Annotated in this window: 17 protein-coding genes and 1 pseudogene; 8 read left to right on the plus strand and 10 right to left on the minus strand. The window is 69.1% G+C overall.

Features of this window, described 5'->3' with window-relative positions; all coding sequences use genetic code 11:
* Window positions 1-21: 21 nt before the first annotated feature.
* The 6 genes from ACFTZB_RS17155 to ACFTZB_RS17180 are packed head-to-tail and all read right to left on the minus strand — an operon-like array spanning window position 22 to window position 6,801.
* Window positions 22-2,721, minus strand: coding sequence for a fumarate reductase/succinate dehydrogenase flavoprotein subunit (locus ACFTZB_RS17155; RefSeq protein ID WP_378433143.1), 2,700 nt, complete (start codon window positions 2,719-2,721; stop codon window positions 22-24).
* Window positions 2,721-3,500 (minus strand): ABC transporter ATP-binding protein, encoded by a 780-nt coding sequence (locus ACFTZB_RS17160; RefSeq protein WP_378433145.1) that lies wholly within the window; start codon window positions 3,498-3,500, stop codon window positions 2,721-2,723. Before ACFTZB_RS17160 ends, ACFTZB_RS17155 begins: the two co-directional genes overlap by 1 nt.
* Window positions 3,497-4,354 (minus strand): ABC transporter permease, encoded by an 858-nt coding sequence (locus tag ACFTZB_RS17165; RefSeq protein WP_378433146.1) that lies wholly within the window; start codon window positions 4,352-4,354, stop codon window positions 3,497-3,499. Before ACFTZB_RS17165 ends, ACFTZB_RS17160 begins: the two co-directional genes overlap by 4 nt.
* On the minus strand, window positions 4,351-5,781 hold the full coding sequence (locus ACFTZB_RS17170; protein WP_378433147.1) for an ABC transporter substrate-binding protein: 1,431 nt from the start codon (window positions 5,779-5,781) through the stop codon (window positions 4,351-4,353). Before ACFTZB_RS17170 ends, ACFTZB_RS17165 begins: the two co-directional genes overlap by 4 nt.
* A gap of 16 nt (window positions 5,782-5,797) precedes the next feature.
* A complete protein-coding gene (locus tag ACFTZB_RS17175) occupies window positions 5,798-6,025 on the minus strand; it encodes a ferredoxin family protein (protein ID WP_005240903.1) in 228 nt (75 codons plus the stop codon).
* Window positions 6,022-6,801, minus strand: coding sequence for a GntR family transcriptional regulator (locus tag ACFTZB_RS17180; RefSeq protein ID WP_378433149.1), 780 nt, complete (start codon window positions 6,799-6,801; stop codon window positions 6,022-6,024). Before ACFTZB_RS17180 ends, ACFTZB_RS17175 begins: the two co-directional genes overlap by 4 nt.
* Window positions 6,802-7,095: 294 nt before the next feature.
* Here ACFTZB_RS17180 and ACFTZB_RS17185 point away from each other — a divergent pair, with 294 nt between their 5' ends.
* On the plus strand, window positions 7,096-8,112 hold the full coding sequence (locus tag ACFTZB_RS17185; protein ID WP_378433150.1) for an iron-siderophore ABC transporter substrate-binding protein: 1,017 nt from the start codon (window positions 7,096-7,098) through the stop codon (window positions 8,110-8,112).
* A gap of 96 nt (window positions 8,113-8,208) precedes the next feature.
* Complete coding sequence (locus ACFTZB_RS17190; RefSeq protein ID WP_378433151.1) at window positions 8,209-9,606, plus strand: sugar porter family MFS transporter; 1,398 nt, start codon at window positions 8,209-8,211, stop codon at window positions 9,604-9,606.
* 66 nt (window positions 9,607-9,672) lie between these two features.
* Here the strand turns inward: ACFTZB_RS17190 and dxs are convergent, their stop codons facing one another.
* Window positions 9,673-11,622 carry a 1-deoxy-D-xylulose-5-phosphate synthase gene (dxs, locus tag ACFTZB_RS17195; protein WP_378433180.1) on the minus strand — a complete coding sequence of 650 codons (1,950 nt, stop codon included), beginning with the start codon at window positions 11,620-11,622 and terminating at the stop codon, window positions 9,673-9,675.
* Window positions 11,623-11,873: 251 nt separating this feature from the next.
* Here dxs and glsA point away from each other — a divergent pair, with 251 nt between their 5' ends.
* The 4 genes from glsA to ACFTZB_RS17215 all read left to right on the plus strand — a co-directional run bounded on the left by glsA (window position 11,874) and on the right by ACFTZB_RS17215 (window position 16,242).
* Window positions 11,874-13,694, plus strand: coding sequence for a glutaminase A (gene glsA, locus ACFTZB_RS17200; RefSeq protein ID WP_378433152.1), 1,821 nt, complete (start codon window positions 11,874-11,876; stop codon window positions 13,692-13,694).
* A 93-nt stretch (window positions 13,695-13,787) separates the two neighbouring features.
* Complete coding sequence (locus tag ACFTZB_RS17205) at window positions 13,788-14,747, plus strand: ATP-binding cassette domain-containing protein (protein WP_378433155.1); 960 nt, start codon at window positions 13,788-13,790, stop codon at window positions 14,745-14,747.
* Window positions 14,744-15,583, plus strand: coding sequence for an ABC transporter permease (locus ACFTZB_RS17210; protein ID WP_378433157.1), 840 nt, complete (start codon window positions 14,744-14,746; stop codon window positions 15,581-15,583). Before ACFTZB_RS17205 ends, ACFTZB_RS17210 begins: the two co-directional genes overlap by 4 nt.
* Window positions 15,580-16,242, plus strand: a complete 663-nt coding sequence (locus ACFTZB_RS17215) for an SIMPL domain-containing protein (RefSeq protein ID WP_378433159.1) — start codon at window positions 15,580-15,582, stop codon at window positions 16,240-16,242. The genes ACFTZB_RS17210 and ACFTZB_RS17215 overlap by 4 nt, the downstream gene beginning before the upstream one ends.
* Here ACFTZB_RS17215 and ACFTZB_RS17220 read toward each other — a convergent pair.
* A complete protein-coding gene (locus ACFTZB_RS17220; protein WP_378433161.1) occupies window positions 16,239-16,697 on the minus strand; it encodes a MarR family winged helix-turn-helix transcriptional regulator in 459 nt (152 codons plus the stop codon). The two genes, ACFTZB_RS17215 and ACFTZB_RS17220, sit on opposite strands and share 4 nt — an antisense overlap.
* A gap of 602 nt (window positions 16,698-17,299) precedes the next feature.
* Between ACFTZB_RS17220 and ACFTZB_RS17225 the strand changes: the two are divergent.
* Window positions 17,300-18,891: pseudogene (locus ACFTZB_RS17225) on the plus strand (zinc ribbon domain-containing protein).
* Between the two features lie 42 nt (window positions 18,892-18,933).
* Here ACFTZB_RS17225 and ACFTZB_RS17230 read toward each other — a convergent pair.
* Entirely contained in the window at window positions 18,934-20,202 is a 1,269-nt protein-coding gene (locus ACFTZB_RS17230) for a class I SAM-dependent RNA methyltransferase (protein WP_378433163.1), read from the minus strand.
* A gap of 13 nt (window positions 20,203-20,215) precedes the next feature.
* Window positions 20,216-22,210 carry an APC family permease gene (locus tag ACFTZB_RS17235; protein ID WP_378433165.1) on the minus strand — a complete coding sequence of 665 codons (1,995 nt, stop codon included), beginning with the start codon at window positions 22,208-22,210 and terminating at the stop codon, window positions 20,216-20,218.
* A 162-nt stretch (window positions 22,211-22,372) separates the two neighbouring features.
* Between ACFTZB_RS17235 and ACFTZB_RS17240 the strand changes: the two genes are divergently transcribed.
* Window positions 22,373-23,038, plus strand: coding sequence for a TrkA family potassium uptake protein (locus tag ACFTZB_RS17240; RefSeq protein WP_218268419.1), 666 nt, complete (start codon window positions 22,373-22,375; stop codon window positions 23,036-23,038).
* Window positions 23,039-23,070: the final 32 nt, after the last annotated feature.

A 23,070-nucleotide genomic window follows, 5' to 3' on the forward strand; every position in this document is an offset into this window, starting at 1 on the left:
CACGCATTGCCACTCACCTGCTCAGGGGACGGGGACGTGGTCGGCGGCGGCGAGGGCCTGGCGGGCGTAGGCCCGCACGTCGGCGTCGGTGTCCTCGAGCGCGGCGGTGAGGGCGTCGACGGCGCCGCGGTCGCCGGTCCACCGGCCGAGTGCGAGGACCGCGGCCTTGCGCACGTCGAGGTGCGCGTCCGTCAGGGCGTCCGCCAGCACGGGCACCGCGACGTCGGGTTCCGCACCGGCGAGTGCCCGGGCGGCACCCTGCCGGATCTGCCACGCCGACTCCCGCAGCGCCGCCGTCGCGAGCGCGACGTCGTCACCGCGGCAGCCGAGGCTCGCGAACGCCGTGAGCGCGGCGGCGCGCACCAGCGGATCCCGGTCTCCGGCCAGCGCGCGCACCGTCTCGACACCGCCGAGCCCGACGGTGGCCAGGCCGTGCGCGACGGTGATCCGCACTTCGCGGTTCTCGTCGTGTGCCCCCGCGGCCACCGACTCCCACCGGTCCAGCGACACCAGTGCCCGCACCGCCTCGATCCGGACGTGGTGATCGGCGTCGGACAGCGCGGTCAGGAAGTGTTCCGGCGCACCGGCGTGCAGGGCGCGCAGGACGTCGACCACGGCGGCCCGGACCACGGCGTCGGACGACCCCAGGTGCGCGGCCAGTCCGTCCGCGGACGGCAGCACCTCGACGAGTTCGCGCAGTCCGTCGGCGGCGGCGCGGCGCACCGTCACCGCAGTGTCGCCGAGCGCGTCGACGAGGGCGGCGCCGAATCCGTCGGGTGTCCCTTCGGTCAGTACGGACAGTGCCGTCACGCGGACCTGCGGATCGGCGTCCTGCAGGTACGGTGCGAGTTCGGCGACGCTCGGGGCGTCGAGTCCGAGGACCGCGACGATGGCCGGTGAGGACGGCTCCTGCCGGGTCGGCGCCGCGATGCGGGAACGTTCCTCCACCGGCGCGCGGCCCCCGACCAGCGGCGGCTGAGCGACGGGGACGACGGCGCGGTCCACCGGCGGAAGGGAATCGAGTCCGGGCACCGGCACGAAGTACGGCTCGACGGGGCGCTTGAAGAATTCCATGTCGCCGTTCTCGCCGCGCCGCAGATTCAGGTGGTAACCCCATTCGTCGTCCTGCTGCTCGGGAAGATCGGCGCGTTCGTGGTACAGCCCCCACCGGCTCTCGGTCCTGGTGAGGGAACTGCGGGACGCCATTTCGGCGCAGTCGCGGATGAACGTGACCTCCGCGCAGCGCATCAGCTCGTGCGGGGTGGTCGCGCCCATCCCGGCGATCTCCCCCGCCATCCGCTCGAACGTCTCGACGGCGATCGACAGTTTCGTCGCCGTCTTCGGCGGTGCCACATAGTCGTTGACGAACCGGCGCAGCTTGTACTCGACCTGCGGCTGGGGCGGGCCGTCCGGGTTGCGCAGCGGCCGGTAGATCAGCTCGTGTGCGGCGGCCAGCTGTTCCGCGGGCAGCGCGTCCGGCGCGTCGACGTCGGGCAGGGTGCCGGTGGCGTGGGATCCGGCGAGGTCGCCGTAGACGAACGCGCCGATCATGTAGTTGTGCGGGACGCAGGCCAGGTCGCCGGCGGCGTACAAACCCGGGACGGTGGTCGCGCCGTGCTCGTCCACCCACACGCCGGACGCGGAATGCCCACTGCACAAGCCGATCTCGGAAATGTGCATCTCGATGTCGTGGCTGCGGTAGTCGTGACCGCGGTTCGCGTGGAATGTGCCGCGGGTGGGGCGTTCGGTGGTGTGCAGGATCGACTCGAGCGTGTCGAGGGTTTCCTCCGGCAGGTGGCTGACCTTGAGATAGATGGGGCCGCGGGCGGATTCGATCTCGCTCTTGACCTCGCTCATCATCTGCCCGGACCAGTAGTCGGAGTCGACGAACCGCTCCCCCTCGGCGTTGACCTGGTAGCCGCCGAACGGGTTCGCGACGTACGCGCAGGCCGGGCCGTTGTAGTCCTTGATCAGGGGGTTGATCTGGAAGCATTCGATGCCGCTGAGTTCGGCGCCCGCGTGGTAGGCCATGGAATAGCCGTCGCCGGCGTTCGTGGGGTTCTCGTAGGTGCCGTAGAGGTACCCCGACGCCGGCAGTCCCAGCCGGCCGCACGGGCCGGTCGCGAGGATGACCGCCTTCGCGCCGACCGCGACGAACTCGCCGGTGCGGGTGTTCAGCGCCGCGGCGCCGACCGCCCGGCCGTTCTCCGTCAGGACCCGGACCGGCATCAGCCGGTTCTCGATGCGGATCTTCTCGCGCATCTTCCGCTGCCGCAGCACCCGGTAGAGCGCCTTCTTCACGTCCTTGCCCTCGGGCATCGGCAGCACGTACGAACCGGAGCGGTGGACCCGGCGGACCGCGTATTCGCCGTACTCGTCCTTCTCGAACTTGACGCCGTACTTCTCGAGGCGCTGCACCATCGCGAAACCGCGGGTCGCGGTCTGGTACACGGTGCGCTGGTTGACGATTCCGTCGTTGGCGCGCGTGATCTCGGCGACGTAGTCCTCGGGTTCGGCCTTGCCGGGGATGACGGCGTTGTTGACACCGTCCATGCCCATGGCGAGTGCCCCGGAATGGCGCACGTGCGCCTTCTCGAGCAACAGCACGTTCGCGCCGTTCTCGGCGGCGGTCAGCGCCGCCATCGTGCCTGCCGTGCCGCCGCCGATGACGAGGACGTCGCAGTCGAGTCGGACGGTGTCGGCGAGGTCGGGGATGTCCATCAGGTCTCCGGAGTGTGGTTCAGCGCGCCGAGGACGTCGGCGCGGGCGGCACGGGTGCCGGGATGGTCGAGGTGGTCGCGGTCGCGGGGGTGCGGGATGTCGACGAGCGCCCGCAGCGGCTCACCCGCCCGGCCCAGCACCGCCACCCGATCGCCGAGCAGCACCGCCTCGTCCACGTCGTGGGTCACGAACACCACCGTCGTCGGGTGCGTGCTCCACGTGTCGACGAGCAGTCGCTGCATGACGCCGCGGGTCTGTGTGTCGAGGGCGCCGAATGGTTCGTCCATCATCACGGCCCGCGGCGCGCCGGCGAGCCCGCGCGCCAACTGGACCCGCTGGCGCATGCCGCCGGAGAGGTTCTTCGGCAGGAAGTCGCCGAACCCTGTCAGGCCCACCTCGGCGATCCAGCGGTCGGCGGTCTCACGGCGCCCCTTGCGGGGTTCGCCGCGCAGCGCGAGGGCCAGTTCGATGTTCGAGCGCACCGTGCGCCACGGCAGCAGCGCGTTGTCCTGGAAGACGACCGCCCGATCCCGGGAGGTGGACTCTACCGCGGCACCGTCGGCGACGACCCGCCCCGAATCCGGCGGCAGCAGGCCCGCCAGTGCCCGCAGCACCGTGGACTTGCCACACCCCGAAGGGCCGGTGAGCACCAGGATCTCGCCGGGCACCACGGTCAGCGACAGTGAACGGATGACGGGTGTGCCGGTGTAGGACAGGGTGACGTCGTCGAGGACCAGCGACATGCCGGCAGCCACGGGCGTTCCGGTGGTGGCGGTCATGCGCGCTCCCCTCGGGGCAGCCAGCGGGTGACGCGCCTGCCGAGCAGTTCGACCGCCCCGGACGTGAGAAATCCGAGGACGCCGATGGTGATCATGCCGACGAAGACGCCGGGATAGTCGACGATCGTGTACGCCTGCCAGGTGCGGTACCCGACACCGAGCCTGCCGGAGATCATCTCGGCGGAGATCACGCAGATCCAGGCGACCCCGATCCCGACGGACAGTCCACCGAACACGCCGGGCAGGATCCCGGGCAGCACGACCCGGGCGAGGACGTCCCAGCGTCCGCCGCCGAGGGTGCGCACCGAGTCCTCCCACAGCGTGGGGAGTGCCCGGACGGCGTGCCGGGTGCTCACCATGATCGGGAAGAACGCGGCGACGAACGTGATGAACACGATGCCCGCCTCGTCGCTGGGGAACAGCAGGATCGCGACGGGTACCACCGCGATGGCGGGGATCGGCCGCGCGAGTTCGGTCAGCGGGCCGAGGACGTCGGCGAACAGTTCCGATCTGCCGAGGGCGATTCCGGTGGCCACCCCGATCACCGTGGCGAGTCCGAATCCGCTGAGGATGCGGATCAGCGACTGTCCGAGGTCGAGGTAGAACAGGTCGGTCTGCAGCTGGGTTCCGAACGCGGACACCACGTCGGTGACGGTGGGGAGTGTGTCGAACCGCAGCCACAGCCGGATGTCGTGGGCGGTCAGCAGCTGCCACGCGAGGATCGCGGCCAGCACCGAGGCGACCCGCACGAGCCGGGACCGCCACGGCGACGACTGTCGGCGCGCCTCCGGATCATGTTCTTCCACAACACCTTCGGTGCCGGGAAGGACGTCCGGTTGTTCCAGTGTGGTCACGGCCGGACCTCCTCGACGGCGCGGTCGTAGGTGACCACGGCTCCCGACGGGTGCGCCCTCAGGTAGCGGTCGGCCGCGGCGCCGGTGGTGAAGGGCAGGAAGGTGTCGCCGTCGCGTACCCATACCGCCTTGTCCGCGAACCATCGGGTGCCCAGTTCGGCGTCGGGAACGTAGCCGGCGCGCACGGCGCGGCCCTCGGCGCGGGCCTGTTTCACCGCCCGGAGCAGGCAGGTCGGGTTCGCGGCGGGCTGGGTCTCGGTGGCGCCGTCGAACCACACCTCCCCGGCCAGCGCCGGGTCGGTCGCGGGCGCGGCGCACACGGGGTCGGTGCCGGTGACGGCGGCGGGGTTGGCGGTGGACGCGAGCGTGGTGTCGTAGTCCTGACCTTCCGCCTCGAACGCGGCCCGCAGCGGTGCGTCGTTCACGAAACCGTCGACGTCGAGGTCGGTGAAGTCGCCGATCGACTTCAGGTACGGCACATCGTTCTTCAGCGCACCGATCAGGCCGGGCTTGAGCGTGGTGTCGAAGGAGGTGCCGCCCGGGCCGTTGTACAGGTACACGACCTCCTGCGGCAGCCCGCTGGCGTCGGCGACGATCCGCGACGCCTCGAGGGGTTCGGTCTGCACGAACCGGGTGGCGTCGAGCTGCGCCCGGAGGAACGCGTCGAGTACCTCCGGGTGCTCGTCCGCGTACGCCTCCCGGGCCACCACACCGTGCAGCGTCGGGGTGTGCAGTTCGGCGCCGTCGTAGAGCAGCTTGGCCTTGTCCTGGAAGACGAGGAGTCCGGGCCACGCGACGAACTGCGACAATGCCGCCACCTGACCGGATTCCAGTGCCGACGATCCGACCTGCGGCTGCTGGTTCAGGATCTCGACGCCGGTGGCCGGGTCGATCCCGGCGCGGTCGAGTGCCTGGACGAGGGTGCCGTGGCCTGCGGAGCCGACGCTCGCGGACACCTTCTGTCCGGCGAGGTCGCCGAGCGTGGTCGCCGGTGAGTTCGGTGGCACCACCACCATGTTCAGCGCGCCCTCGGGGTTGTATCCGGTCACCGAGACGATGTCCGTCTTCGAGCGCGGGTTCGCCTGGGTGCGGGACCCGTTGATCAGCATGGGGTAGTCGCCCATCGATCCGATGTCGATCTTCTCGGCCACCATCTGAGCGGTGATCGGCGCACCCGTGTCGTAGTCCTGCCACTCGACGGAGTACTTCGTCCCCGTCCGTTCCGTGACGTCCTGCAGGCGCTGTTCGAGGTAGCCCTGGGCCCGCAGCAGAGTTCCGGCGGTGACGGTGTTGATCGTCTTGGACTGGTACCCGATCACCACGGTGACCGCGTCACCGTCGCCGGTCGAGGGTTCGAGGGAGCAACTCGTCGCCACGAGTGTCAGTGCCGCGGCGGCGATCGCGAAGGTGGGGAAGCGTCGCTTCATCTGTGTGGTCTTTCGCTCAGCGGAGGAGGTACGGCATGTTCACGGTGACCGCGCCGGTCGGGCAGCGCGCGGCGCAGGGGCCGCAGTACCAGCATTCGTCTACGTGCATGAACGCCTTGCCGTTCTCCGGGTTGATGGCGAGGGAGTCGAGTGGGCAGATCTCGACGCACAGGGTGCAGCCCTCGATGCACAGCGACTCGTCGATGGTGACGGGTACGTCGGCGCGTTGGTTGACCAAGGTCATGAGGTGAGCTCCCAGTTCGTGATGTCGGGTCTGCGGACGAGGTTGCTGCGCATGGTGATCCGGTCACCGCGCATGCGGATGTATTCGAGGTCGACCGGGCGTCCGTCGACGAGCCGGGTGAGGCGCTCGAGCAGCAGGAGCGCCGCGCCCTCGGGGGTCTGGAGGTTCGCGGCGGAGTGCGCGTCGGCGTTGACGGACTCGATCGCCAGATCGGCGGAACCCAGCGGCTGACCGCAGACCTCCTCGATCAGCGCGAACACGTCGTTGGTTTCGAGGTCGCGGCCGAGGATCTCGGCACCGATGTCGGGGACGAGGTACGTGAGGTCCAGGCTGAGCGGGAGGTCGCCGAGGTAGCGCACCCGCTCGATGTACACGGCGGGTTCGCCCGGCTCCAGCTGCAGCCGGCGGGCGACGGCGGGCGGCGGACTGATCTCCACGGCCGCGCGGACGTCGTTGCGGACCTCGCCGTGCCCCTTCAGCGTCTCCTTCAGCCCCAGGAGGGCGTCGAGGCCGTGGTCGTACTTGCGCTGCGCCACGTGGGTTCCCACACGGGGGGCACGGTCGATGAGCCCCTCCTGCTTCAACAGCGCCAGTCCGTCGCGCACCGCGTTGCGCGACACGCCGAACTCGGCGGCCAACTCCGCTTCCGACGGCAATCCGCGGTCGGCGAAGGACTCCGCGTGGATCTGCTGCCGCAGCAGGTCGGCGAATCTGCGCGCATGGTCCGCGCGGGAACTGCGTGACGCCGTCTGGAGGGGAGTCGGATTCACCACCATGGTTTCCTTCGTCGATTGTGCGTGTGAGCTGGCCGAAGACACACGCTAACGGCAGTCCGCGGGGCCCGGAGTCGTCGCGAACACCCGCCCCGGGCGCCTCGGCGAATCGGCCGGGTCCACGCCGGAGGCGACTCGTCTCACCAGCGCGAACACGACGCCGACCCGCCAATGCGCCAGTCGGAGGCGGGCCCGGGAATTCCAATCACGGTGATTCGAAGTGGCGCCGTCCGCCGAACGAGCGCCCGACTCTAGGTTAGGCTTACCTTCTGTTTTCGTCCCGAAGGAGTCGTTGCCGTGTTCGCACCCACCGCCAGACGTCAGCTCGCCGTCGCACTCGCCGTGGCCAGTTCGTCCCTCTTCCTCGCCGCGTGCTCGTCCGGCGACGGCGGAGGCGCCGCGGAAGCGTCCGGTGACGGATTCCCGGTCACCATCGAGAACACCTTCGGATCGACCACCCTCGACGCGGCACCCGAACGCATCGTCACCCTCGGATGGAACGCCCAGGACGTCGTGTACGCCCTCGGCCAGACACCGGCCGGCATGCCGAAGTACACCTACGGCGCCGAGGCGAACGGCGTGATGCCCTGGCTGCAGGACCGTTTCGACCCGTCCGCGACCACGTTGCTCGACGCGGCCACGTCCACCCCCGTCGAGGGTGTCGCCGCGCTGGCGCCCGATGTGGTCCTCGCGCCGTACGAGGGATTCGACGAGGCGACGTACGAGAAGCTGTCGGGCATCGCCCCCACCGTCGCGTACCCGGACAAGGCGTGGCAGACCACGTGGCAGGACCAGACCACACTGGTCGGGCAGGCACTCGGCAAGAGCGCCGAGGCCGAGCAGCTGGTGGCCGGTCTCGACGACACCCTCGCCCGGACCGCCGCCGCGCATCCCGAGTTCGCGGGCAAGACGATCTCGGTGATCAACTTCGACACCGACGCCGCGACGGTCAACGTCTACATGCCCTCCGATCCCCGCGTCCAGGTGCTGACGCAGCTCGGCTTCAGCGTGTCCCCCGGCGTACAGCAGCTGGCCGCGTCGAACGACCCCGACAAGTTCTTCGCCGACATCTCCGTGGAGAACATCTCCGACGTGGACGCCGACGTCGTGGTCGCGTTCGTCCCGGAGAACACCACCGTCGCCGCGAACCCGGCCTACGCGAATCTCGGTGCCATCGGCCGTGGTACCGCGGTCGCGCTGTCGGACACGAAGATCATCTCGGGGCTCAGCCAGACCAGCGTCCTCGCGACACCGTGGGTTCTGGACAAGCTGACGCCTCAGCTCAGCGAGGCCGCGACGAAAGCGGGTGCCTGAACTCCCGCCTGAGAGGCGGTGTCGGGCGTAGCGTATTCCGGGACACCTAGTTCGGTTGTGCCCGCATCAGGAACGCTCGTCGAAAGCAGGTATGCGATGACGCAGATGTCCGAAAGACACACCGCGAAGGTCATCGGCGTCACCGTCGCCGCTGCGGTGGGTGGTTTTCTCTTCGGTTTCGACAGCTCGGTCATCAACGGCGCCGTCGACTCCATCCAGGACCATTTCGAGCTGGGGTCGTTCTTCACGGGATTCGCCGTGGCGATCGCACTGCTCGGATGTGCTGTGGGCGCGTGGTTTGCGGGCCGCCTCGCGGACCGCTGGGGCCGCAAGAAAGTGATGCTGCTCGGCTCGGTGCTGTTCATCGTGTCCTCGTTCGGGTCCGGTCTCGCGTTCAGCGTCCCCGACCTCATGCTGTGGCGCGTCCTCGGCGGTCTGGGCATCGGTATCGCGTCGGTCATTGCGCCCACGTACATCTCGGAGATCGCGCCTGCCCGGTACCGCGGCGCGCTGGCGTCGCTGCAGCAACTGGCGATCACCCTCGGCATCTTCGCCGCGCTGCTGTCGGACGCGGTGCTGCAGAATGCGGCGGGCGGCGCGTCGAACGAACTGTGGCTCAACCTCGAGGCCTGGCGCTGGATGTTCCTCGTCGGCGTGATTCCCGCGGTCGTGTACGGCGTTCTCGCCCTGATGATCCCCGAGTCGCCGCGATACCTGGTGGGCAAGCACCTCGATCAGGAGGCCGCCGACATCCTCGCGAACATCACCGGCGAGGTCGACCCACAGGAACGCGTCTCCGAGATCCGGCTGACCCTCCGGCACGAGTCGACGGCGTCGTTCGACGACATCCGCGGACCGAAGTTCGGGCTGCAGCCACTCGTCTGGGTCGGCATCTTCATGGCCGTCTTCCAGCAGTTCGTGGGCATCAACGCAATCTTCTACTACTCCACGACGCTGTGGAAGTCGGTGGGTTTCACCGAGAACGAGTCGTTCACCACGTCGGTGATCACCGCGATCATCAACGTGGGCATGACGTTCGTCGCCATCCTGTTCGTCGACCGGATCGGCCGGAAGATTCTGCTCGAGGTGGGCTCGCTCGGCATGTTCGTGAGCCTGCTGCTGGCCGCTGTCGCCTTCTCCCAGGCGACCGGCAGCGGCGACGACGTCGTGCTCCCCAGCCCCTGGGGAGCGCTCGCGCTGATCGGCGCCAACCTGTTCGTGATCTTCTTCGCCGCCACGTGGGGCCCGATCATGTGGGTGATGCTCGGCGAGATGTTCCCCAACAACATGCGCGCCTACGCCCTCGGGATCAGCACGGCGGCGAACTGGATCGCGAACTTCACGGTCACGCTGTCGTTCCCGCCGCTCACCCGCTCGGTCGGGTTGTGGTTCCTGTACGGACTGTTCGCGTTCTTCGCGCTGCTGTCCTACTTCTTCGTCCGGTTGAAGGTCCGGGAGACGAAGGGCATGGAACTCGAGGAAATGCACACCTGACCCGGGTACCGACGGAACCGGCCGAATCACACTGTGATTCGGCCGGATCTGTCGTGTGAGGCGGTCCTACTGGCCGGTGTTCTCCGCGCGCTGCGCGTCGAGGCCCGCGACGACCCCGTTCTGCTGCCCGGGGCGCGGGTTGCCGAGTCCGGCGAACCACCCGGTGATCTGCCGGGCGACGTCCTGCGCGGTCAGTCCCAGCTCGGCGTGGATCTGCGCACGGGACGCGTGGTCGAGGAACCGTTGCGGAACACCGAGATCGCGGCAGGGCACGTCGACCCCGGCCGACCGCAGCGCGGCGGACACGGTGGACCCGACACCGCCGTGCAGACCGCTGTCCTCGACGGTGACCACCATCGTGTAGTCCTCGGCGAGCTTCAGTAGCGACTCCGGCACCGGCAGCACCCACCGCGGGTCGACGACGGTCGCCGAGATGCCCTGCTGTTCCAGACGTTCCGCGGCGGCGAGCGCGAGACCGGCGAACGCGCCGACCGAGACGATGAGCACGTCGTTGCGCCCGGAGGGGGCGTGCAGGACGTCGACGACGCCGTCGAGGCGGCTCACGGCGGGCACGTCGTCACCGACCGTGCCCTTCGGGAAGCGCAGAGCGGTCGGCCCGTCGTCGACGGCCAGCGCCTCGTCCAGTTCCTCCCGCAGGGTGGCCGTGTCGCGGGGAGCCGCGACCCGCATCCCGGGGACGATGCCCAGCAGCGACATGTCCCACATGCCGTTGTGGCTGGCGCCGTCGCTGCCCGTGATTCCCGCGCGGTCGAGGACGAGGGTGACGGGCAGCTTCAGCAGCGCCACGTCCATCAGCAACTGGTCGAACGCACGGTTGAGGAACGTCGAGTAGACCGCCACCACCGGGTGCAGGCCGCCGAGCGCCAGGCCTGCGGCCGACGTGACGGCGTGCTGCTCGGCGATGCCGACGTCGAACATCCGGTCGGGGTACTTCTCGCCGAACGCGGCGAGACCGGTCGGGCCCGCCATGGCGGCAGTGATCGCCACGATGTCCTGACGGTGGCTCGCCTGGTCGATCAGCTCGGCGGAGAACACCGACGTCCAGTCGGCGGACGCCGATCCGGCCGACTTGCCGGTGACCGGGTCGATCACGCCGGTCGAGTGCATCTGATCGGCCACGTGGTTCTCGGCGGGCGCGTAACCCATGCCCTTGCGGGTGACGGCGTGCACGATGACCGGTCCGCCGAACGCCTTCGCGCGGCGCAGCGCGGATTCGAGCGCGGCCTCGTCGTGGCCGTCGACCGGTCCGAGGTACTTGATGCCCAGGTCCGTGAACATCACCTGCGGGGCGACGGCGTCCTTGAGGCCCGCCTTCATCCCGTGCAGCACCGAGTAGGCGGTTCGTCCGACCCACGGAAGTTTCTTCACCATCCTCCGGCCGCTGTCGAGGATGCGCTCGTAGCCCGGCTGGAGCCGGAGAGCGGCGAGGTGGTCCGCGAGACCGCCGATGGTCGGGGCGTACGAGCGGCCGTTGTCGTTGACGACGATGACCACCGAGCGGTCCTTGCCCGCGGCGATGTTGTTCAGCGCCTCCCAGCACATTCCGCCGGTCAGGGCTCCGTCACCGACGACGGCGACGACGTGCCGGGCCTGGCCGGTCAGTTCGAAGGCCTTCGCGAGGCCGTCGGCGTACGACAGCGCCGCCGACGCGTGCGACGACTCGACCCAGTCGTGATCGCTCTCCGCCCTGCAGGGGTAGCCGGACAGGCCGCCCTGCTTGCGGAGCGAGTCGAAATCGTCCTTGCGGCCGGTGAGGACCTTGTGGACGTACGCCTGGTGGCCCGTGTCGAAGATGATCGGGTCGGCCGGCGACTCGAAGATGCGGTGCAGCGCGAGGGTCAGCTCGACGACGCCCAGGTTGGGGCCGAGGTGCCCGCCGGTCGCGGCGACCTTCTGCACGAGGAACTCGCGAATCTCCGCGGCGAGCTGCTTCATCTCCGCCGGATTCAGCTGACGAAGATCGTCAGGCGTCTGGATACGGGCAAGAACACCCAACGAGATCGCTCCCTCCGTGATGCACGCCGCCTTGCGTGCCTCTGCCACGTGGCTTCGTGTCACGTCACAGTGGAACCAGTCTACGGAGCCGCGGAAGGTCGGGACACACGGTACCGGTCGCGGCGGCCCCGTGGTGCGGCTTCGTCCTCGGGCATTCCGGCCACAGCCGTGACCGGCTTCACACAATTGCGTCGCCGGGTGGGCCCGGCGGAACACCCGACTTCGCCGTGAACAGCCTCTAGGGTCTTCTCATGAGCACCGTCGTGGACGCGCTGATCGGAAAAGTCTTCACCGAGACCCGGGAGAACCGCGGCGGACAGCTCGCCGACTACATTCCCGAGCTCGCGGCGGTCGCCCCCGATTCGTTCGGCATCTGCGTCGCGACCGTGGACGGCTACGTGTACGAGGTCGGCGACACCCGGTTGCCGTTCACGATCCAGTCCATCTCGAAACCGTTCACGTATGCCCTTGCCCTCGCCGATCGCGGCTCCGCCGCCGTCGCCGAGAAGATCGACGTCGAACCGTCCGGGGAGCCGTTCAACGAGATCAGCCTGGATCCGCGGACGGAGCGGCCCCGCAATCCCATGATCAACGCCGGGGCGATCACGGCGACGTCGCTCGTGGCCGGTCCCGACCTTCGGACACGGTTCGAGCGGATCCGGTCCACGTACTCCCGGTACGCGGGACGGGACCTGACGTTCAACCGGTCGGTGTACGAGTCCGAGTCGCGGAGCGGGCACCGCAACCGGGCGATCGGCCACATGCTGCGCTCGTTCGACATCATCACCGGCGACCCCGACGAGGCGGTCGACCTCTACTTCCGTCAGTGCTCCCTCGACGTGACGTGCCGCGATCTGAGCCTGATGGCGGCGACGATGGCGAACAACGGCGTCAATCCCGTCACCGGGGAGACCGTCCTCGAGCCTGCACTGGTCGAGCGGGTTTTGAGTGTGATGTCGACGTGCGGCATGTACGACGCCGCAGGCAAATGGGTATACGAGGTCGGGCTGCCCGCCAAGAGCGGCGTCGGGGGCGGCGTGCTCGCCGTCCTGCCCGGTCAGATCGGGATCGCGATCTATTCGCCGCGCCTCGACTCCCACGGCAACAGCGTCCGTGGAGTCGAGGCGTGCCGCGCCCTGTCGAACGAGTTGGAACTGCACTTCCTGCACGTCACCCGCGCCGCCCGTTCCGCGGTCCGCGCCCGGTACTCGGTGTCGGACGCCCCGTCCCGGATGCGGCGGTCCCCCGCCGAGCGCGCCACCCTCGACGACGTCGGCAAACGCAGCCGGATCTACGAACTGCACGGCGATCTGCTGTTCGCCGGCGCGGAGAGCGCCGTCCGCGAGATCGGCGGCGTCGAGGAGGACCTGGAGGCGGTGGTGATCGACGTCCGGCGCGTCGACGACGTCAGCGGGGTCGCCCGCCGGATGTTCGAGACCCTGCGGGCCGACCTCGCACAGTGCGGGTGCGCGCTGGCGTTCGTCGACCCGGCCGGTCTGCTCGGCAACACCCGCTCCGACCTGTCGGGACGGGCGGGCCGGGTGTTCGCCGACCTGGACGCCGCCGTGCAGTGGTGTGAGGACATCCTCCTCGACCGGCACTGCAGCACGGCCCGTCAGCCGTCGTCCGTCACGATCACCGAGCACCCCATGCTGTCCACGCTCAGCGCGATACAACTCGAACGGTTCACCCGCGACCTCGTCACCCGTACGTACGCCCGCGGCGACCTCGTCATCCACCGGGGTGACCGGGCCGCCGGGCTGTTCCTCATCCTGTCCGGCAGCGTCAGTTCCACGGTCACCGACCATGCGGGTGCGGTGCACCGGATCATGACGTTGTCGGCCGGCATGAGCTTCGGGGAGATGACGATGATGATCGACTCCCGTTTCCTCAACGACGTCCGCGCCGACACCGAGGTGACGGTCGCGGTGCTGACCACCGAGCGCTACACCGAAATGGCCTCGGAGGAACCGAAACTGAAGCTGGCGCTGCTCGAACGTCTCGCGACGGGCGCGTACGAGCAACTCGACGTGATGCTGCGGGCGCTGCTGCGCCAGGGCGGCGGACTCTGACCGGCTCACGGGAAAAACCCGTTGCCCGAACCGGAAAAATCGGACAGGCTTGGGGCTCGGAACCGACGACGCTCGAATCGAAAGCAGGGTGCAATGCTCACAGCGACAAAGCTGGCCATCGAGACGACGGGACTCGTCAAGACGTTCGGATCCACCCACGCGGTCGACGGCCTGGATCTGGCCGTTCCCCTCGGCGGCGTCTACGGCGTCCTCGGACCGAACGGCGCGGGCAAGACCACCGCGATCCGCATCCTGGCAACGCTGCTGCCCCTCGACGGTGGAACCGCCACCGTGCTGGGACACGACGTCGCGACCGAACCGGACGCCGTGCGCAGCAAGGTCGCCCTGACCGGGCAGTTCGCCTCGCTCGACGAGGATCTGACGGGTAGCGAGAATCTGCTGCTGCTGGGCCGGCTGTACGGGTACTCCCGCGCGGCGGCGCGCACCCGGTCCGAGCAGTTGCTGTCCGCGTTCGGGCTGGAAGAGGCGGGCAACCGGCAGGTGAAGAACTACTCCGGTGGCATGCGCCGGCGACTCGACATCGCAGCCAGCATCATCGTCACCCCGGAGATGATCTTCCTCGACGAACCCACCACCGGTCTCGACCCCCGCAGCCGCAATCAGGTGTGGGAGATCGTCCGCGCGCTGGTGGCCGGCGGAACAACGGTACTGCTGACCACGCAGTACCTCGACGAGGCCGACCAACTCGCCGACCGGGTGGCCGTCATCGACCACGGCAAGGTGATCGCCGAGGGCACCACCGGCGAACTCAAGGCTTCCGTCGGATCGGGTGCGCTGCACGTGCGGGTCACCGACATCACTACCCGCCCCGCGGCGGCGGCGCTGCTGCGCGACGTGCTCGAGGTGCCGGTCACCGAGGAAGCGGATCCGGCCGCCCTCACCGCCCGCATCGACGACCCGGCCCGGGTCTCACGGGCGCTGCCCGCACTCGACGACGCCGGAATCGCCGTCAGCACATTCGCATTGGGGCAGCCGAGCCTCGACGAAGTCTTCCTCTCCCTCACCGGCCGACCCACCGAGGAGCACGCATGACCTCCACCACCGACCGGACCGCCGACACCGCCACCGCTGTCGCCGACGTCCTGAAGATGCCCGGCCCCCGGCCCGCGCGGCCCACCGCGTGGTCGACGTCGCTGTCGTTCGGCTGGCGGGCCCTGCTGAAGATCAAGCACGTCCCCGAGCAACTGTTCGACGTGACGATGTTCCCGATCATGTTCACGTTGATGTTCACGTACCTGTTCGGGGGCGCGCTGGCCGGATCGACCAGCACCTACGTGCAGTTCCTTCTGCCGGGCATCCTCGTGCAGACGGTCGTCATGATCACCATGTACACCGGCCTGACACTCAACAAGGACATCGAGAAGGGTGTCTTCGACCGGTTCCGGTCGCTCCCGATCTGGCGTCCGTCACCTCTCGTCGGCGCGCTGCTCGGTGACGTCGTCCGCTACACGATCGCCTCGATCATCGTCCTGATCCTCGGGCTGGTCCTGGGGTTCCGTCCGGACGGCGGGTTCGTCGGGGTGGTGGCGTCGATCGGACTGCTGCTGTTGTTCTCGTTCAGCCTGTCGTGGATCTGGACGATGTTCGCGATGCTCATGCGCACCGAGCAGGCGGTCATGGGGGTGTCGATGTTCATCCTGTTCCCGCTGACGTTCGCCAGCAACATCTTCGTCGACCCCGCGACCATGCCGGGCTGGCTCCAGGCGTTCGTCGGCGTCAATCCGATCAGCGCACTGGTGACGTCGATTCGCGGGCTCATGGCGGGGTCGGTGGAGATGGCGGATCTCGCCGTCGTGTTCGGGTGGTGCGCCGGGTTCGTCGTGATCTTCGGACCGCTGACGATGCGCCTGTACAACCGGAAGTCGTGACGGTGCCGGAGGCCGATCCCGCCGCGCGTGCGGTGACGGTGCGCGGATCCGGAATCGTCTCCGCGGTTCCGGATCTCGTCCGCATCACCGTCACGGTGACGGCGACGCGTCCCGCGGTGGCCGACGCGTTCGAGGCCGTCGCCCGGGCGGGCACCGCGGTCACCGACACCCTGCGCGAATACGGTGTCTCGGGGCCCGACCTCGCGACCACCGGGCTGTCCGTGCACTCCGAGACGACGTGGGCCGAGGGCCGCGGCAGCGAGGTGACGGGTTACACCGCGGCGACGACGCTGCAGATCACGGTCCGCGAGGCCGGTGCGGACGCCCCGCCGCCGGCGCAGGTGGTGGCCGCCTGTGTCGGTGCGGGCGGTGACGACATCCGGCTCGGCGGACTCGAATTCGACTTTTCCGATCCGGCCGCGCTGGCGGCGACCGCCCGGGAGCGGGCGTGGGCCGATGCCCTCGACAGGGCGGAGCAGTACGCCTCGCTGTCGGGGCGCGCGCTGGGGGAGGTGCTCGACATCGCGGAGGTCGAGGTCGGCGACGTGTCCCCGCGACCGGTCGCGAAGGCGTTCGCGGCGGCCGACTCCCCGGTCGCCGTCGAACGCGGCGAGAAACCGACGCGGGTGGACGTCCGCGTGCGGTGGCGTCTGGTCTAGGCCCGGGGGCCGCGCTGCTGCACCGAGGCGGCGAACGTGTCGGTGAGCTGGGTCAGCGACGTCACCGCCGCCAGCGCCTGTTCCTGCGACCAGCCTTCGAGCATGCCGCGCAGCCGTTCGGCCCGCCGCGCCGTCGTCTCGGCGAGGATGTCCATCCCGCTCGGCGACACCCGGATCCGGGAGGCCCGCTTGTCGTGGGGATCGGCGGCGCGGGACACGTATCCGGCGTCGACCAGTTCCGAAATCTGCCTGCTCAGCGACGACTGACTCACGCACAGGTCGGCGGCCAGTTCGTTCTGCCGGCACTCCCCGCGCGCCGCGAGGACGAAGAGCACGCTCGTCAGTGCGGGCGCGATCGGGGTCTCGCCGCTCGCGGAGACGACCGCCCGCAACGACCGCCCGAGCGCGAACACCGCATCGACGAGCGCTTGCGCAGTATCTGCCTGTACCGACATCCTGTCCCCGTCCCGAACACCCACTACCTGCAGGCTCTCATCTGTTGCCAATGTATCTAATACTCGCTATCGGTTTCTGGCACTGTCTGCCACCGCGAACTGGTGACTGCGGAATTCGTGGAGTGCCGGCCGTTCGGGTGCGCACGGTCGCCGACGGAGGGCCGGTTGCTTTCTCGGCGCGCGGGTTCGGGTCCCCGACTCTGTGGCCTCGCGGACCGAGCGCCGATCTGGGCAGAACTGTATCGGGTTGTGCGGGAGCGACTCCCGAGAGGGCGGAGGTATCTATTGGGGAGGATCGCGGTTCGTGTCCCGGGGAGCAGCGGGCGGGGCGCGGGCAGGGCGCGGGCGGATGCTCGTCGACGGGCCCGAGGGCCGCTACCCGGTGGTGTGGTGTGGTGGGATCGATTGCCCCGGTTCGCCGGTGGCGCGGATCGAGCGGTACTTGTCGGTGGTCGGCGTTAGAGTCGAGGCCCTGCGAGAGGTGGGGCAGCAGACCGTCGGGAAGGGGGTGATCGATGAGCTTGTCGGGCGATGGCGGTTCTTCTCGGGAGAGGGATGAGCCCGGGTTGATTCGGGTTGTTCCTGGCGCCGGGTCGGCCGGCATGACCGGGCCGGGAGCGACTGCGCCGCGGCAGTTCGCGTTCACCACCCGCGCCCACGTGGCGGTCGACGACGTGACCGGCGAGTCGATTGGTCTTGACGACGTCGATACCCGGGTGGGGTGGCTGCTGGACCTGATCGCGGCGGCCGGCACCGAGTTGGTGGCGCGGGTGTGGCATCCGGTCACGTTCGACGTGCTCGCCGCCGGCCTGGACCACCAGGACCGCAGGCTGCGCCATTGGGTTTCGCCCGGGGGGTGCGGCGCCAAATCCTCGCACGCACCCGTCGCACCGACAGCGGGGCACTGGCCGGCCGGTTGCGGATCACCGACATCCAGGGACCACCGCAGACGAACGCGATGGCCCGACTCTCTGCTGCCGATCGGCAGCTCGCGCAGATCACCGTCACCGGTGACGAGCTGGTGTTGACGGTGGAGCTGCCCACCTGCCCGGCCCCGGCGGGGCGGGCGCAGTGGCGGCGGGTCCGGCTGACCGCCACCATCCCCGCGCACCTGCACGGCCGGGCGATCACCGACTGGCACCTGCCGACCCTGGCCCTCGACCGGAAAGGTTTGTTGTGGCGGTGCGCGGCGACCGACCTCGTCCCCGACTGTGAGCTGGGATCCGCGACCGTCGCGGTCGGGGTCGATTGGTCACCGTCCACCCTGGGTGCCGCCGCCATCACCACCGAAACCCCGGAGGGGCTGTCCTAGGACTTTCGGGGCTTCACCTACGACGACCGCGGCCTCGGGACCAAACTGGCCCGTTTACAGACCGAAGGCCAGATGCTGCACCGCAAGGCGGCCCGGTTGACGCAACTCGCCACCAACGCCGAACCCGAGGTCCGCGCCCGACTGGAGGAGAAGATCGCCGTCCTCAACGAGCACCGGACTGCGGTGGGCGTCAAACGGGGCAGGATCAATCGGGAGCTGGGATTTCACTTCGCCCGCCAGGTCACCGACTACGCCACCGCGGCGGGCGCGCAGGTGATCGCGGTGGAAGACCTCAGCACCCTCGAGACCCGCGGACACGGCCGGGTCAACAACAATCGGGCCGCGCAGTCCGCCCGCCGAAAGGCGGTCACCTCACTCGCCCACACCGCCGGGGGTGTGGGAATCGCGGTGGTGTCGGTGCCGGCCCGCGGATCCTCCGCACTGTGTCCGGGCTGCGACGCACCACTGGCACGACCCGGCGGCTACCACAGTGCGTGGTGTTCGGGTTGCCGGGTCGGCGGCAACCGCGACCACGTCGCCGGGGTCAACCTGGCCAAACGCGCCCTGCTCGGCAAAGGCAAGGTGACCCGGCGGCAGGGGCAGCTGCCCGCGATCCGGGTCGCCGAGCACGCGCCGGTACGGCCATCCCTGGGCAAGACCAGTCCGACACCGAGCAGACCGCGGCACCGCCGGGTCCGCCGCAGCCTGCCCACTCTGACACTTCGGGCGGGGGTGACTCCGAACAGCTATGTTCCTGCACCTCGAGCGTCGGTGTGGGACACGGTCAAACCCACACCACCGCAAGACGATGCGGGTAGCCGTGACACGCGTACATCTCCAACAAACGCCACACCAGTGGTAGATAGTATGAGATCTACGTAGACGCTCGACTATACGTATTGTTGCGTTCGGTAAAGAACTTCGTCAGCGCGTCAGCAACGCGATGCACTCCACGTGATGGGTGAGTGGGAACGCGTCGAACGCGCGCAACTGGTCGACATGATATCCCTGCCCGAGGTACAGGCCGATGTCGCGGGCGAACGACGCCGGGTCGCACCCCACGTGCACCACCCGTTCGGCGCCGGCGGCGGCGACCGCCTCGACCACCTCACGTCCCGCACCCGCACGCGGCGGATCGAGCACCACGACCCGTGGCGGGGAGGCCAACCCGGCGATCGCGCGCTCGACCCGGTCGGCGTGCAAGCGCACCTGCGGGAGGTCGGAGAGCGCGGCCTTGCCGTCCGCCACGGCCTGGCGCGCGGACTCCACGGAATCCACGTGCCCCGACGGCCCGGTGCCCCCGGCGAGAGCGGCGGCGAACACGCCGACTCCCCCGTACAGGTCCCATGCCGTGTCTCCGGCGGACAGCCCGGCCCATTCGGAGACCACCGCCGAATACGCCTCGGCGGCCCCGCGGTGTGCCTGCCAGAACCCGGTGGCGGCCAGTTCCCATTCCCGGTCGCGGACCCGCTCCACCGGGCGGCCCGATCCCGAGACCACCCGCTCCGCGCGCGGTGCACCGCCGGCGGCCCGCCGCGCCATGGCACCGCGCCGGCCGGGACTCGTGCGGCCGGTCCGCGACACCTTCGGCGGTGCGATCTCGACCACGTGCCTCTCCCCCGCGCCGTCGAGAACGATCTGCACCTCGCTGCCGGGTTTCCAATCGTGTTCGCCCACACCGTCGTAGGCGGCAGCCTCGATCTGCGGGCACGCGAGGTCCGTCACGATTCCGGAACTGCGGTGCCGGTGGTAGCCGGGACGGCCGCCCGGGTCGACGGCCAGCCGCACCCGGGTCCGCCAGCCCGTGCCGTCCCCCGTGCCGGGCAGTTCCTCGACGACCACATCCCGCTGCAGGTGCGCGAGCCGCGCCAACTGCTCCGCCACGACCTGCGACTTCATGTCCCGCTGCAGGTGCAGGCTCGCGTGCGAGAAATCGCAGCAGCCCGCGCCACCCGGGCCGGACACCGCGCACACCGGGGAGACCCGCTCCGGGGACGCGTCGAGGATCTCGATCGCGTCGGCCCGGCAGTAGGACCCGCCGCGGTCCTCGGTGACCCGGGCGATCACCCGCTCGCCCGGCAAACCGTGGCGGACGAAGACCACACGGCCCTCGTGGCGGGCGACGACGAACCCGCCGTGCCCCGGATTTCCCAGCCGCAGCTCGAGGTGGCGGTCCGACCAGTTCTCACTCAACGCTTCTCGTCCGTCACTTGTCGTCGGGTTCGTAGCCGCGGCGCGAGGCCCCGGCCGTGTATTCGATGTTCAGCGTCTTCGCCTTCTCGGACGAATTCAGTTGCCACGGAACGCTGGTGACCATCACCCCCGGCTGGAACAGCAACCGGCTCTTGAGCCGCAGCGCACTCTGGTTGTGCAGGATCTGCTCCCACCAGTGCCCCACCACGTACTCGGGGATGAACACGGTGACGACGTCGCGCGGCGAGTCCTTCCGGACGCGGCGCACGTAGTCGAGCACGGGTTTGGTGATCTCGCGGTACGGCGACTCGATCACCTTGAGCGGCACCGCGATGTCACTCTTCTCCCACCGCCGCACGAGCGCCCGGGTGTCGGGTTCGTCGACATTGACGGTGATCGCCTCGAGCGTGTCCGGCCGTGTCGCCCGCGCGTAGGCGAGTGCCCGCATCGTCGGCATGTGCAACTTGGAGACCAGGACGATGGAGTGCGTGCGGCTGGGCAGTACCCCGTCCCATTCCTGTTCCTCGAGTTCCCGCGCGACGCTGTCGTAGTGCTTCCGGATCATCTTCATCACGACGAAGATCGCGACCATGGCCACGATCGCGATCCAGGCGCCTGCCGCGAACTTCGTGATGAGCACGATGATCAGGACGGCCCCGGTCATGGCGAGGCCGATCGAGTTGATCACCCGGGAGCGCTGCATCCGCCGGCGCGACGCGGGATCGTTCTCGGTCTTCAGGTGCCGGGTCCAGTGCCGGATCATGCCCGTCTGGCTGAGCACGAACGAGACGAACACGCCGACGATGTACAGCTGGATCAGCTTGGTCACCTCGGCGCCGAACAGGACGACGAACGCGATCGCCGCCCCGGACAGGAACAGGATGCCGTTGCTGAACGCCAGGCGGTCGCCGCGGGTGTGCAGCTGACGCGGCAGGTAGCGGTCCTGCGCGAGGATCGAGCCGAGCACGGGGAAGCCGTTGAAGGCCGTGTTCGCGGCCAGCACCAGGATCAGGGCCGTCACGATGGCGATGAAGTAGAACCCGATGGGGAAACCGCCGAACACCGTCTCCGCGATCTGCGCGATCAGCGTCTTCTGGTGGTAGCCGGACGGGGCGCCGATCAGTTGCTCGGCTGGGCTGTGCGCGTACACGATCCCGATCTTCTGAGCCAGGATGATGATGCCCATCAGCAACACGACGGCGATCGATCCCAGCAGCAGCAGCGTCGTCGCCGCGTTGCGCGACTTGGGTTTCTGGAACGCCGGAACACCGTTGCTGATCGCCTCGACACCGGTCAGTGCCGCACACCCGGACGAGAAGGCCCGCGCGATCAGGAACGCGAACGCGATCCCGTACAGGTGGGAGTCCTCGGCCTCGAGTTCGAACCCGGACGATTCGGCCCGCAGGTCGTCGCCGAACACGTAGATCTGCACGAAGCCCCACAGCAGCATCAGCGCCATGCCGGCGATGAACGCGTACGTCGGGATCGCGAAGGCGGCACCGGATTCACGGATGCCCCGCAGGTTGATGGCGGTCAGCAGGACGATGGCCGCGACCGCGAACAGCACCTTGTGCTGGGCCACGAACGGGACCGCCGAACCGATGTTGGACGCCGCCGACGAAATGGACACGGCCACCGTGAGCACGTAGTCCACCAGCAGGGCGCTGCCGACGGTCAGACCCGCGGTGGGACCGAGGTTGACGGTCGCGACCTCGTAGTCGCCGCCACCGGACGGGTAGGCGTGCACGTTCTGCCGGTAGCTGGCGACGACCACCGCCATCACGGCGGCGACGGCGAGCCCGATCCAGGGGGTGTAGGCGTAGGCGGAGATGCCCGCCACCGACAGCACCAGGAAGATTTCCTCGGGGGCGTACGCCACCGACGACATCGCGTCGGACGCGAAGACGGGGAGGGCGATCCTCTTGGGAAGCAGCGTGTGCCCGAGCTTGTCGCTCCGGAAGGGTCTGCCTAGCAGTAGCCGCTTTGTGGCGGTCGAGAGCTTTGACACTGCCAAAGCGTAAGCCGTCCGCAGAAAACCTGGACCCTCACCCACCAATGTGTCCGGATTGCGATCTCTGTCCCGGTTGCTCTTCCGTCCGGGCACTGTACGGTTCGATTCGGCACGCACGTACTCGAGACGTGAAACCGGAGCCCAGAAACGGAGTACAAGGTGTATGTGGTCATCATGGGATGCGGCCGGGTCGGCTCATCCCTCGCCGGCTCGCTGACCCGGATCGGCCACGAGGTCGCGGTCATCGATCGCGATCCCGCCGCATTCCTGCGTCTCGAACCCGACTTCCCCGGACACACCGTCGTCGGCATGGGTTTCGACCGTGACGTGCTGGTCAAGGCCGGTATCGAGCGCGCGGAGGCATTCGCCGCCGTGTCGTCCGGCGACAACTCCAACATCATTTCCGCGCGGGTCGCCCGCGAGACGTTCGGTGTGGAACGCGTCGTCGCCCGGATCTACGACGCCAAGCGCGCCGCCGTGTACGAGCGGCTCGGGATCCCCACCGTCGCCACGGTCCCGTGGTCGACGGACCGGTTCCTGCACACCCTCACCCGGGACAGCCAGACCGCCAAGTGGCGCGACCCGTCCGGAACCGTCGCGGTGACCGAGTTGTCCCTGCACGAGGATTGGATCGGCAGGCCCGTCGCCGAACTGGAGGCGGCGACCAATTCGCGGGTCGCGTTCATCATCCGCTTCGGCACCGGTGTCCTGCCCGACCGCAAGACGGTCTTCCAGGCCGACGACCAGGTGTACATCGCGGCCGTGTCGGGAACGGTGGCCGAGGCCGTGGCACTGGCGGGCAATCCCCCGCCTTCGGACAATTGAGACGGCTTCGAGCCGAGACGGCAGTGAGAATG

The sequence above is a fragment of the Rhodococcus sp. NPDC057014 genome, assembly GCF_042673295.1.
Taxonomy (GTDB): Bacteria; Actinomycetota; Actinomycetes; order Mycobacteriales; family Mycobacteriaceae; genus Rhodococcus_F.

Excerpts from the sequence above, each read along its gene's own strand:
- ACFTZB_RS17205 (WP_378433155.1), top strand. The coding sequence starts at position 13,788 with ATGCTCACAGCGACAAAGCTGGCCATCGAGACGACGGGACTCGTCAAG.
- glsA (WP_378433152.1), top strand. The coding sequence starts at position 11,874 with ATGAGCACCGTCGTGGACGCGCTGATCGGAAAAGTCTTCACCGAGACC.
- ACFTZB_RS17190 (WP_378433151.1), top strand. The coding sequence starts at position 8,209 with ATGACGCAGATGTCCGAAAGACACACCGCGAAGGTCATCGGCGTCACC.
- ACFTZB_RS17220 (WP_378433161.1), bottom strand. The coding sequence starts at position 16,697 with ATGTCGGTACAGGCAGATACTGCGCAAGCGCTCGTCGATGCGGTGTTC.
- ACFTZB_RS17170 (WP_378433147.1), bottom strand. The coding sequence starts at position 5,781 with ATGAAGCGACGCTTCCCCACCTTCGCGATCGCCGCCGCGGCACTGACA.
- ACFTZB_RS17180 (WP_378433149.1), bottom strand. The coding sequence starts at position 6,801 with ATGGTGGTGAATCCGACTCCCCTCCAGACGGCGTCACGCAGTTCCCGC.
- ACFTZB_RS17155 (WP_378433143.1), bottom strand. The coding sequence starts at position 2,721 with ATGGACATCCCCGACCTCGCCGACACCGTCCGACTCGACTGCGACGTC.
- ACFTZB_RS17160 (WP_378433145.1), bottom strand. The coding sequence starts at position 3,500 with ATGACCGCCACCACCGGAACGCCCGTGGCTGCCGGCATGTCGCTGGTC.
- ACFTZB_RS17210 (WP_378433157.1), top strand. The coding sequence starts at position 14,744 with ATGACCTCCACCACCGACCGGACCGCCGACACCGCCACCGCTGTCGCC.
- ACFTZB_RS17175 (WP_005240903.1), bottom strand. The coding sequence starts at position 6,025 with ATGACCTTGGTCAACCAACGCGCCGACGTACCCGTCACCATCGACGAG.